9 protein-coding genes and 2 pseudogenes are annotated in these 11,616 nt (G+C 56.2%); 10 read left to right on the forward strand and 1 reads right to left on the reverse strand.

The window, feature by feature from the left end; genetic code table 11:
- The 3 genes and pseudogenes from EN781_RS12435 to EN781_RS12445 form a co-directional block, all read left to right on the forward strand.
- A pseudogene (locus EN781_RS12435) lies at window positions 1-237 on the forward strand (IS110 family transposase); the annotation flags it as partial.
- 224 nt (window positions 238-461) lie between these two features.
- Window positions 462-732: pseudogene (locus tag EN781_RS12440) on the forward strand (IS110 family transposase); the annotation flags it as partial.
- A 485-nt stretch (window positions 733-1,217) separates the two neighbouring features.
- Window positions 1,218-2,435, forward strand: coding sequence for a D-arabinono-1,4-lactone oxidase (locus tag EN781_RS12445; RefSeq protein WP_164783573.1), 1,218 nt, complete (start codon window positions 1,218-1,220; stop codon window positions 2,433-2,435).
- Here the strand turns inward: EN781_RS12445 and EN781_RS12450 are convergent.
- Window positions 2,432-3,259 carry a MurR/RpiR family transcriptional regulator gene (locus tag EN781_RS12450; protein ID WP_029354755.1) on the reverse strand — a complete coding sequence of 276 codons (828 nt, stop codon included), beginning with the start codon at window positions 3,257-3,259 and terminating at the stop codon, window positions 2,432-2,434. The genes EN781_RS12445 and EN781_RS12450 overlap by 4 nt on opposite strands.
- A 290-nt stretch (window positions 3,260-3,549) precedes the next feature.
- Between EN781_RS12450 and EN781_RS12455 the strand changes: the two genes are divergently transcribed.
- The 7 genes from EN781_RS12455 (at window position 3,550) to EN781_RS12485 (ending at window position 11,519) form a co-directional block, all read left to right on the forward strand.
- On the forward strand, window positions 3,550-4,494 hold the full coding sequence (locus tag EN781_RS12455; RefSeq protein ID WP_127400034.1) for a BadF/BadG/BcrA/BcrD ATPase family protein: 945 nt from the start codon (window positions 3,550-3,552) through the stop codon (window positions 4,492-4,494).
- Window positions 4,491-5,504 carry a glucosamine--fructose-6-phosphate aminotransferase gene (locus EN781_RS12460; protein ID WP_091597870.1) on the forward strand — a complete coding sequence of 338 codons (1,014 nt, stop codon included), beginning with the start codon at window positions 4,491-4,493 and terminating at the stop codon, window positions 5,502-5,504. The genes EN781_RS12455 and EN781_RS12460 overlap by 4 nt, the downstream gene beginning before the upstream one ends.
- A gap of 368 nt (window positions 5,505-5,872) precedes the next feature.
- Window positions 5,873-6,751, forward strand: a complete 879-nt coding sequence (locus EN781_RS12465; RefSeq protein WP_127400035.1) for a sugar ABC transporter permease — start codon at window positions 5,873-5,875, stop codon at window positions 6,749-6,751.
- An 85-nt stretch (window positions 6,752-6,836) separates the two neighbouring features.
- Entirely contained in the window at window positions 6,837-7,661 is an 825-nt protein-coding gene (locus EN781_RS12470; RefSeq protein WP_189347517.1) for a carbohydrate ABC transporter permease, read from the forward strand.
- Window positions 7,662-7,685: 24 nt separating this feature from the next.
- On the forward strand, window positions 7,686-8,987 hold the full coding sequence (locus EN781_RS12475; protein WP_127284306.1) for a sugar ABC transporter substrate-binding protein: 1,302 nt from the start codon (window positions 7,686-7,688) through the stop codon (window positions 8,985-8,987).
- Between the two features lie 79 nt (window positions 8,988-9,066).
- Window positions 9,067-10,545 (forward strand): sulfatase-like hydrolase/transferase, encoded by a 1,479-nt coding sequence (locus EN781_RS12480; RefSeq protein ID WP_127400036.1) that lies wholly within the window; start codon window positions 9,067-9,069, stop codon window positions 10,543-10,545.
- A gap of 149 nt (window positions 10,546-10,694) precedes the next feature.
- The gene (locus EN781_RS12485) at window positions 10,695-11,519 is read left to right on the forward strand and encodes a MurR/RpiR family transcriptional regulator (RefSeq protein ID WP_051695325.1); all 825 of its coding nucleotides are present in this window, start codon (window positions 10,695-10,697) and stop codon (window positions 11,517-11,519) included.
- Window positions 11,520-11,616 lie beyond the last annotated feature (97 nt).

Below are 11,616 nucleotides of genomic sequence, written 5' to 3' on the forward strand. Positions count from 1 at the left end.
CGTCAGGACTGATGACGCGCTTCAAGGGCAGGGACAAGGTCAAGAGCTGGGGCCGGGACATCGCCAAACGCTCCTGCCACCGCAAGGCCTGCGTTGCGGTGGCGCGCAAGCTGGCGGTGATCATACACGCCATGTGGAGCGATGGACGTTTACGTCGGCGATGCGGCCGCGAGCGAGGCCGATGCCACGCGGCGCGCCCATGTCAAGGACCGCAAGCTGCTGGGAGCGCATCGATGAGCGGTGCGGCGGCAGATAAAACGCATGGCGCCGGCGCGCTGACGGACCCCATCTGAGCAAGGAGATCCGCTCCGGCGGATGAGCACCGATGCAAACCAGGAACGACTGAACCACGTTATCCTGCCTGCCGCCGCGCCGACAATGAGACAGCCGGACCGCGCTCGATTTCGATGCTCCGTCCGTCCGATGGAAGAGTGCGTCACGACGGTTCGAGCGCTGCGTTCATCCCCGGCGTCGGTCCGGTGACGGCGCTTTCGTTCATGAACGGCGATGGACGATCCCACGCGGTTCCGCCGCTCGCGCGACGTCGCGGCCTACTTCGGGCTGAGGTCGCGACGCCGGCAGTCGGGCACCTCGATCGACGTTCAGGGCCGCATCTCGAAGGCAGGCGACGTCGACGTGCGGCGCGCGCTCTATGAGGCGGCGTCTGATGATGCGCTTCAAGGGCAAGGACAAGGTCAAGAGCTGGGGCCAGGACTCGCCAAACGCTCCTGCACTGCAAGGCCGCCGGGCCAAGAGCCAGAACTGTCCAACAGGCTGATTGACGTGCACAAGACAGCATACGCGTCCTTCGGCGAAAGCCTCGCACGAAATACGTGGTGAGGCCCGACGCAACCGGTCGGTGCCAGTCGTCGGCTCTTGTGGGGTGAAGGCTCTGAAACGATAATTTTCCGTTCGCATCGACGGGAGAAGCGAGTGTGGACCACCAGCGGTCACCGCTGCCCCGCGCCAATGGTCGGTCTGCCGGGGCACCGAGTTATAATGGAGATAATCTTCTTTTGTATCTAGGTCGATGATGATATCCGTCATGCCTGCCAAAATGAGTCGGCGCTGGGCACAGCGTGACGACCCTATTCTGGCGGGCCGAGGCGGCTGCCCCAGCACCTAGCAGCGAGAAAACACACGCAAGGAGAACTCCATTGCCTTCTTCAGAGACCAGAGCGCAGACACTCGGCCCTAGCATGATTTGGCGGAACTGGGTGAGCAATCAGGTTTGTCGGGTGAAGCATTTCGAAATGCCAAGTTCGGACGATGACGTCTGCAGAACGATCAAGACAGCAGCTTCAACCAATCTGCGCGTCCGCGTAGTGGGTACGGGGCACTCTTATACGCCGATTGTCCCCACGGACGGAGTTCTAATCTCCGCGGAGCGTCTAACAGGGATCGAAAATATCGACCCAACCAACGGCAGCGTAACCCTCCGCGGCGGAACGCGGATTTGTGACGTTGGCCTTGAACTGCGTTCTGCTGGTTGGGCATTGCCCAACCAGGGCGATATCGATCTGCAGACGATGAGCGGGGCCGTATCGACGGGTACGCATGGCAGCGGCGATAGTTTGCAATGCTTAGCGGGCCCGATAATTGGAATGCGGATAGCGATGGGCGATGGATCCATCGCCAATTTCGATGCTTCGCAAGACATCGATGTCCTCAACGCTGCGAAAGTTTGTCTCGGAATGCTTGGCGTGGTGCTTTCCGTCACGATGAAGCTTGTTCCTGCTTTTGATCTTCATGACAAAATATGGCGTGAGGATTTTGAAGAATGCATGAATCATTTGGATCAGCTATGTCAGGAAAACCGGAGCCTCCGCGTGTTCTGGTGCCCGACCGAACACTCGGCATCGTTATACAGCCTGCCCGACACGTCTGGCATTGGTCGTACGCGCAGTAAAGCTGATGTCTGCGAAATCAGAACGCTGAACGTCACAACTCAGCCGTCAGCAGCTGTCGAAGCACAGGCCGGCGAGAGAATAGGGCCCAGCTATCGGATATTTCCGGGTTCAATTCCGATGCCGAACCATAACGAATGCGAATACTCGGTGCCCTACGAGGACGGTCCGGCGGTATTGCGTGAAATACGCAAGCTGATCCAGACGAAGCATCCGTCGCAGATATTCCCGGTTGAGTATAGAACCGTGGCGGCTGACGATATTTGGTTGAGTCCATACTTTGAGCGGAAGACCGCAATGATATCGGTGTCCGGCGCAGCAGGAGAGGACTACTGGGATTTCATCCGCGATTGCGAGACAATCTTTTCCTGGGTAAAAGGTCGTCCGCACTGGGGCAAACTTCACAGCCTGGGCCGGTCCGAGATCGAAGCCTTGTACCCAAGATACGGGGATTTTATTTCTCAAAGGGCTCGCTTCGACCCGGACGGTCGCTTCCTGAACGACTACCTGCGCGAACGTTTCGGCTAAAAGCTTTTATCTATGGTGGCTTCTGCGGTTCGCTGCATAGCCGCCTGGAACTTGCTGCCATCTTTAGCGATCATGTTGGCGAGGATGTCGATGATCAAATATTGTCCAGCGACCCTGGAGAATGCTCCTCGCGTGATGGGCGTGTCTGTTGAGGATGCTCCCAGTACAGCGTCCGCGTTGGCAGCGATCGGGCTGCGTATATGACAGGTGATTGCGATGGTAAATGCGCCAGCCGCCTTGGCCGCCATAAGTGAGTTGATTGTATCCTTGCTCGAGCCAGATTCCGAAATTGCCAGTGCGACTTGCTTCGGCCCGAGATTCACTGCACTCATGACGGCGAGATGTGGGTCGTCCAGCACGCGCGACACCAGTCCGAATCGAACAAACAAGTAATGCGCGTATCGGGCCACATTCGCAGAGCCGCCGAACCCGTACAGATCTATGCTTTTTGCTCGTATGATCTGTTTTGCCGCCAATTCGAGAGCGGCGTGATTCAACAGGTCCTTTGTCTGCTTGAGCGCGGTGATGGCCGTCGACAGCGTGTCGTCGATGACGTCACCAGACGGGCTGGCGTGTCTGATTGTCTGGTGAGTGGAGAGTTCGATCCCCAATGCCAGTTTGAAACGCTGGAAGCTCGAAAATTTGATGTCTCTACAGAACCTCAAGACGCTCGCTTCGCTCGATCCGGATCCGTCAGCAACCTCCGTGATAGTTTGGTTCACGACCTTCGCGGGATCGTTAAGGACGTACTCACTGATGCGAAGGAGCGCCGGACTGAGGCTGGGCTGAGACGAACGCAAGCGCGCCAAGATCTTTTCCTGCATTTACGATTCCCTTGATGTCGCCGAGCTCCAGCTCCCTAGGCTTGATTGACACGGGCAGTGAAAGCAATAGGAATTTTTCAGCAGATTGCCAAGCCGTGAACATTGTTTTCGTTAGAGCCCCCAGCCGCCTGCCAGCCTTTTTGCACGGCATTTGACCATCATCGCCGCGCGGGGAAAGAGTCGCGCATGATGAAAAAAACCATCTTTCGCAGACGAAAAAAAAGTGATATTCCTTCAGCGAGAGACTGGGACCGCGGCCGCTGGGCGCGAATGCGAACAGAGATGACGAGATGTTTTCTATATCGATTGGTGTCGACATCGGAGGCACCAAAACGCATTTGAGAAGCTGCCTGGAACAGGGCATGGGCCGCGACTTGGTGGTGAGGACCAGTGAATGGCGTTGTGGAGCCTATGACCACGATATTCCTGGACTAATCGCGCTAATCAGCGGATTTGCGGATGGCGCCACTCCCAACGGCATCGCGATTGGCTCTCATGGATGTGATGATGAGGCCGAGTGTGCCATCCTGCAAAAACCCCTTTCCAATCATTTTGCCTGCCCGTTGAGGGTCGTCAACGATGCAGAGCTATTTCCCCTAGCCATGGGGCTTTCCAGCGGAATTGGTGTCGTCGCGGGAACTGGCTCAATCGCCGTTGCTCGGGACCAGAAAGGCAGGATGCATGTCGCAGGCGGTTGGGGCTGGGCAATCGGAGACGAAGGGAGCGCTCCCGGTTTAGTACGTGAGGCTGGTCGAGCAGTGCGACGGCACATTGACCTCGGAGGGGCAAGGTCAGAGCCGCTTGTCGAAGCGCTTTGTGAGGCATTTGGACTGAATAGCCCCACGAACATCGGCACCGCTATCGCGAAGGAAGGCGGTGCCTCGGCTCTGGGGCGACACGCACCCGTTATCTTCTACGCAGCCAATGAAGGCTCGTCGTTGGCTAAGCGCGTTATTGACGAGGGCGCAGCGGCCCTGACCCAATTAGTTCACCACCTGAAGTTGGCGGGCGTGTCCGACAAAGACGTGGTGGTAGGCGGAGGGGTCATCCTCGCCCAGCCACTTTTAGCCAATGCGTTCTCCCATCAAATTTCCGATCGTTTCGGGGCGACAGTGGCGGTCACCTTCCTCGACAAGCCGCCGGTCTTAGGCGCCTGCGTCTTGGCGCGGCAACTTTGCAGTGCCGGGGATGGCCCAGAGACCTCAATTGTCTCTCAACATATGGATATCCAATGATTTACAGGTCAACGATCGCCCGTCAACCCAATCAGTTTCGCCATACCTTGGAAGTGGTCGGAACGCAGCTTCGCGACCTTGATCTCGCGCCATTTGAAAAGGGGACTGTCGTCGTTACAGGAATAGGCGCGAGTTACGAGGCAGCGGGGGTAGTGGCCGGTGAGCTGCAACGCCGCGGCAGACGAGCAAATACTTGGCGCGCAGTCGATCTCATGGAGCCGGGGGACCCTGGCGACGCGATCATAGTCTTTTCTGTCGGAGGAAGAAGCATCGAGCCAATCGCTGCACTCACCATCCACAGCACGTTACCATCCCTCGCGATTACAAGCGGAGGCAACGACCCGCTGTCACGCACCGCTTCGGCAGCACTTCGCTTCGAGTCCGGTCCGGATTCACTGCCGTCGAGCACCGGCTACACAGGCTCGCTGCTGGCAGGCGGGCTGCTGATAGATGCGCTCTGCGGTGAAGACAGCTTCAATTGGAACGACATTCCTCTGATAGCAAGCGAGGTCTTGGAAACCTCTGCGAAAAAGATGGCACGCATTGGAGAAATGTTTCATGACCAGCGGGCGATCGATTGCGTTGGCGCGATATCGGCTTTGGGTACGGCGGGCGAGGCTTGTTTGCTCATTCGCGAGGCTGCGAGGGTGCCCACCGGCGTCGCAGACACGCTGCACTACTTGCACGGCCCGATGGAATCGATGGATCAGGCAACCGGGATTTTGATATTTGGTGACGGCCGCGAAGTGCGATTGGCGCAGGAATTGGCTGAAATCGGCTGTGCAGTTCTTCTGGTAACCGCAAGCGAGTCGCCTCAGGACGCCAAAAACCTCGCAGTTGTGAAGGTGCCATCTTTGCAGAACCGCGTGGCACGATCAATCGTGGACATCCTGCCCGCTCAGCTGCTAGCCGCAGAACTGTCCGACGCGGCCGGACTTACTGATGCCCAGTTTCGTTATAGCCAAAATGACACAAAGGTGACCATGGACGAATCGGAGCCCCGGGTCTGAGCACGCGCGCCACGAGATGACACGTTCCGGACATCCTTCTTGGCCCTGATCAAGACAGCAATGGCGAGCCAGTGCAGTGTTCACGCTGTCTCGAGGCCGTCGACGGCAGAATGTGTCGTGCTTCGCCTGCCAATTGAATGGAGCGCAGCATTCTGTTTCCAAAGGCGCATGAAACTTGGAAAGGTAACTCTACGATAAAACTATACGCCGTGGAATTGTCTCGGCACGGTTGACGGCTGCGAGTAACTCACCACGGGGAACACTGCATCGTTGACGTCCTCTGCTTGCTGAAGCTCGCTTAAGCGTTGCTGGCAGCATCTGAGGTGCCCATTCCAGGCGAGCATAAATAACTCCAGGAGCAACGGACGATGGCATCTTCCCGGCCTAAAGTGTATTCGGCGCTCGTTACACCCGCGATCGCGTTCCTATGTCTTGCGACAGTCGTGCCGATTGCAGCTGTCATTGCCCTCTCGTTCGGTGACTTCAACATAGCCTTCCCGGAAAAGACGCGCTTTATCCGGCTTTACAATTACGCGCGGTTCTTGTCCGACGGTCGGTTTATCAACGCCGCGCTGGTTACGTTCATTTTGGTCGTCGTCCCCGTCGTCCTCCAATTACTGTGTGGATTAGCGTTGGCAATAGCGCTTAAGGAAAATCTCGTTGGCACACGGTGGATGCGAGCATCTTTCCTGCTTCCGTCAATAATTCCGCCAGCGGTAGGCGGAATTGTGTGGAAGCTGTTCCTCATTCCTGGTGTGGGCGGCTTGTCTTATCTCGCAAGCTTGTTCGGTCACAATTTCGAAGCTGACTTACTTGGAAGCAAAACGTCAGCGCTTATCTCCGTGATCATCGTATCGATTTGGTTTGGCGTTCCCATAGTTGCTTTGCTGCTTCTCTCGTCTTTGGACTCGATCCCAGACGAGATTTATGAGGCGGCAAACCTCGACGGAGCAAGTTGGGCCCAGGCGCAATGGCATATTTCCATACCGCTCGTCTTACCTGCGATGGGAGCCGTCGCCGTGTTTCAAGCCTTAGAGGTCCTTGGGATTTTCCCCGTGATCTTCGTGTTGACAGGTGGCGGGCCGGCTGGGGCGACTGAACCCCTAAACTTCTACGCTTTCCTGACCGCATTTACATATCTCGATCTCGATTATTCCGCCGCAATTCTCGTGGCATTCACAACAACGATCGTCGGCGTGTGTTTTTGGTCTATTCGCCAAATCTCGGCCACTCGCGTTGGGAGGTAAGCCCATGCATCGATACCTTGGACGTCACATCTCCGAATATCATCCACTCGCCAAATCTCGGCCCCTCGCGTTGGGAGGTGAGCCCATGCGTCGGGACCTCGGACGTCACATCTACGGATACCTTGTCTCCGCTGCCTTTGCGCTATTCCTGTTCTCGCCGATATTGTGGACCCTATCGACATCTCTCAAACAGCCGACCGAGATGTTTCAATGGCCGCCCGTGATCGTGGGGGAGCCATCCGCTCAGCACTATACCGCGATAATCGCTGACAAGGACTTCTCTTCCGCGCTCATCAATTCAATTGTGGTCTCATGCAGCACCATCATATTGACCATGGCGCTTTCGATCCCGGCAGCCTTTGGCATCTCTCATTTGCAGAAAACTGCGATGCGAAGGCTATTGACGCTGGTGTTGGCACTCCGGGCGGCGCCAGCGATGATCTACATCATCCCCTACTTTCTCTTTTTTCGCCAAGTACACCTCGTCGACACGAAGATTGCGCTGATCATCGTCAACACAATGTTCGCGGTTCCGCTTGCGATCTGGTATTTGTCAGCGTTTTTTGACCAAGTGCCGCGTGAAATCGAAGAAGCCGCGATGATAGACGGCGCGTCAACGCTGCAGACGATGACGCTCATCTCGATACCCATCGCCAAATATGGTATCCTGGCAACAGCAATACTGATATTCATTGGTTCGTGGAACGAGTTTCTTTTCGCGCTGACATTGACACGCGATGACGCAAAAACCGCAGCCGTCGCAATACTGAATTTCATGCCATTTGAGGGGACCGATTGGGGCAAGGCGGCAGCCGCATGCGTGCTTATGCTGGTCCCGATCGTGGTTTTCGTGCCGTTCGTAAAGAAATACGTCGCCGGCCCAACAACGACCGGTTCCGTGAAAGGGTAAAACACTAGCTCAAGGAGAAAATCAATGAGGTATCTTGGAATTCTTGCCGTTGCGTTCGGTGTTGCCGTCGGCGGGGGAGCGACGGCTCAACAGCGCTATGACGGCGCGAAAATAAAGGTCCTATCGACAAACTCGGCATACGATTTGGAGCTCAAAAAATTCGCGCACGAATTCACAGAGAAGACTGGCGCTGAAGTGCAGTTTGATCTCTTCGGTTATGCGCCGACCGTTCAAAAAGTGTCGGTCGAGCTCCTAACGCGTTCAGATAGTTACGACGTGGTATACTTAGGGAGCGAGGAGTTCGGGCGATACGCATCTGGCGATATCCTGGAGCCGCTCGATAATTACATAGACATGAAGAGTGCGGACGTACAGGATTTCATCGCTCCCGTGCTGCGCCTCTACAATAAGGACGGCAAACAGCTGGCATTTCCGCATTTCGCGGCGACACAGCTCCTGTATTATCGTGCCGACTTGTTCGAGAAAGCCGGAATCAAACAGCCACCGCAAACGTGGGAAGAGTTCCGTAATGATTGTGATCTGCTGAGAAAGGCAGACATTCAGTGCACGGCGCTACGGGGTCAACCGGATACTGGCGAGAATATATGGTTTTGGGGCCAGGTTCTTTATGGTTTTGGCGGTAAATATTTTGCGGACGAACCAGCGGATCTGACGCCCACGGTAAATTCGCCCGCTGCGGTGGAGGCGCTGAAATGGTACACGGATGTGATGACCAATTTCACTGTGCCTGGGAGCATCTCAGCAACCTTCGATGATGTTGTCATCGCGATGCAGCAGGGCCGCATTGCTATGACTGTCGAAGGCGCTCCCACCGCAGGTCGCATTCTCGATCCCAAGCTGTCGAAGGTCGTCGGCAAGCTTGGGTTTGCTTTGCCCCCTGGCGGCGTAAGTGGGAGGTTCCCGCCCTTTGCGGGACAGGCGTATGTCATTCCAGCTGCATCAGAAAACAAGGCAGCTGCAGCGGCCTTCCTTCAATGGGCGACGAGTAAAGATCTCATGAAGCGGATTTCGCTCGACAGCACCTTTGTCGCCATCACCAGGACATCGCTGTGGGACGATCCGGAAATCCGTGCGAAACATGACTATGATTATGGCCATGGATCGTTTGCGGCAACGTATGCAGAAACGCTTCGCGGGGCGCCCGAGTGGTATTATCCTCGCATTCCAGAATTCAAGGAGATCGGCGATCGCCTTGGCCGTGCCCTGCAAGAAGCGGTTGTCAGGAGCAAGAGCCCAGAGGCTGCCTTGGACGATGCTCAAGGTGATGCGGTCGAAATCGTGAAGCGCGCTGGATACCTGAAATAGCCGTTACACGTCGCCACCGGCGCGGTTTTGCGCGCCGGTGCGCGCGCGAACTGAACCTCCATAGCGCGTGGGATGAGAGTTGAGGAACTTTAGTATAGTCTGGATTTGCAGCGATCAGCAGCGTTGGGACACCTTGCAGTGCCTAGGGTTCAAAGGCACGCAGACTCCCAATATTGACCGCCTGGCGGCGACGGGCACGGCATTCGCCCGTGCGTATTGTCAGAGCCCTATCTGCACGCCGAGCCGAACGAGCTTTCTGACAGGCTTGTATCCGATCGCACACCAAGTGCATCAGAACGGCGCCGGCACATTTCCTTCGCATCTCGTTTTGCTCCCAAAACTGATGGCGAACGCCGGATACTATACAGGGCACATAGGAAAGCTGCACCTGTCTGCCACACGTGGCATGATAGAAAAGCGCCCCGATGATGGATTTGCCGAGTTCTACTGGAGCCCTGAGCCATTTCCGGAGTGGTCAGGCAACCACGACTATCATGCGTGGATGTGGTCAAAAGGGGTCAATCCCGAAGCCTACTTCAAACCCTATCTTGACCAACACTATGGTCCGGGACCAGCCGCAGAATATCGGCAGGCGCGTTGGGCAGGCGATCGGGCTGAGCGCTTCATCAAGATGCATTCTGATCGTAGTTGGTATTTAGGCGTTAACATCGACGCGCCTCATCCGCCCCTCAATCCCCCGCCAGACTACCTCAGGCGGTTCAATCCAAATGATATGCCTGATCCTGCGTTCAAGCCGATTGATCTCGAGCACCAGAAGAAATTTGAACGAGTCGATCAGCAAGCGAAATTCGCGGTGGATCCTTGGCACGCAGCAACAGACGCGGGTGAGGCGCACAACGACGAATTGGCAGGACCTACGCATGAAGCGCCACCAACGAAGTTCAATATTTGGGAGATGAGAGCGGCCTATCACGCCGAGGTGGCACAGGTGGACGATCTGGTCGGCCGGATACTAGACACTTTGACGGAAACCGGCCAGCTGGATCGCACGATCATCGTCTTCATGAGCGATCATGGTGATATGATGGGCGACCACGGCCTGCTCTACAAAGGCTGCCGGTTCTATGAGGGTGTGGTGCATGTCCCACTTGTGATTTCCGTGCCTGGCAGCCCAGCCCAAGGATCGGTGTCGAATGCACTTGTCGAGCTGGTCGATATTGCGCCCACATTGCTCTCGTTATCGGGGCTTGAGGTCCCAAAGGCCATGCAGGGGCTGTCACTCGACCAGATGCTGCTTGGGAACACTTCACTGGATTGCCATAAGCCATACGTTGTCAGTGAGTATCACAACTCCCTCAGGTTCCGCGGCAGCCGAGGGTCTCGCGCATCGATGTACTATGATGGACGTCACAAACTAAATGTATATCACGATGTTGGAATAGGAGAGCTGTTCGATCATAAAGAGGACCCCAATGAGCATTATGACCTATGGGATAGCCACCATCACAGGGGGTTGAAATACGACCTATTAGGCCGCAGCTTTTCCGCAATGATGCTTAGAAGTGGATCCGGCCCGGAGAGAATTGAGGACTATTGACCTTGGCGGACCGACGCCAGGAAGGTCACGAGCGAGGCATTGTTCTCGCGACCTTGGGGCCGCCCTCGGTCGATTGTCCAGAAATTGTTCGATAATTTATGGTATCTCGCTGCTCTTTCCTTCATTCATAAGGGGTGAGGATTGTGGAAATGAGCGTCAACTCACCTGCAATGAAAGCGGCATCGCACGAGAGCATCTTGGCTCGCCTGCAGGACGACATCGATCGATTGCCCAATGCGCTCGCTCGCATTGCCAAATACATTCTGGAAAACCCGGAAAAGGTGCTGCACCAATCGGTCGCGGAGCTAGGTGAATTCGCGGCCAGTGGTGAAGCGAGCATATTGCGGCTTTGCCGGCAGATAGGCTTTTCCGGCTTCCGCGACTTCAAGCTGGCATTGGCGGCCGAGATTGGCCGCCCGGGACTGCCTCCTACTGCTGCTGGAACTGCGGATAGCGCTCTGCAATCCTTGCACGACACCATGGCGCAAAACCTCAGCATCGCACACAACAATGCCGATTCCGAAACTCTCGCGAAGGTCGCCGCCGCGCTTGCGGCAAGCAGACGGATCGACCTCTACGGCGCCGGAATGTCCGGTATAACGGCAGAACTGCTTGCCTATCGGCTTTTGCGTGTCGGGCTAACGGCCTTTGCGTTCAGGAATTCCAACATGGCTCACGAAGTCGCCAGCGGGCTTAGTCCCGGATGCGTTGCGATCGGCCTTTCGATCTCCGGCCTCACGGTTGACACCGTCCAGTTCCTCAAGGGCGCCCGTTCTGCGGGGGCACTGACCGTCGCCATCACCAACCGCGCCCGCAGCCCGCTCGAGAAAGCGGCTGACTTCACCCTGCAGGCCTCCGGCCTTCAAGACCACCCGATCGGCGGCACCCTAACATCGACGATCGGCAAGATCTTTGTGATCGAAAGCCTCATGCTGGCGCTCGGAAAGGCGATGGATAAACCGGTTGCCAAATGAAATTAAACTCCATATTGTCACGAAAATGAAATAAAGCACCGATAGAAGTCACGCCCACCGAAAGGGAACTCGGAATGGCAGCGTTAGACCTTCACAT

Origin of the sequence: Mesorhizobium sp. M4A.F.Ca.ET.090.04.2.1, assembly GCF_003999085.1 — a bacterium.
Classification (GTDB): Bacteria; Pseudomonadota; Alphaproteobacteria; order Rhizobiales; family Rhizobiaceae; genus Mesorhizobium.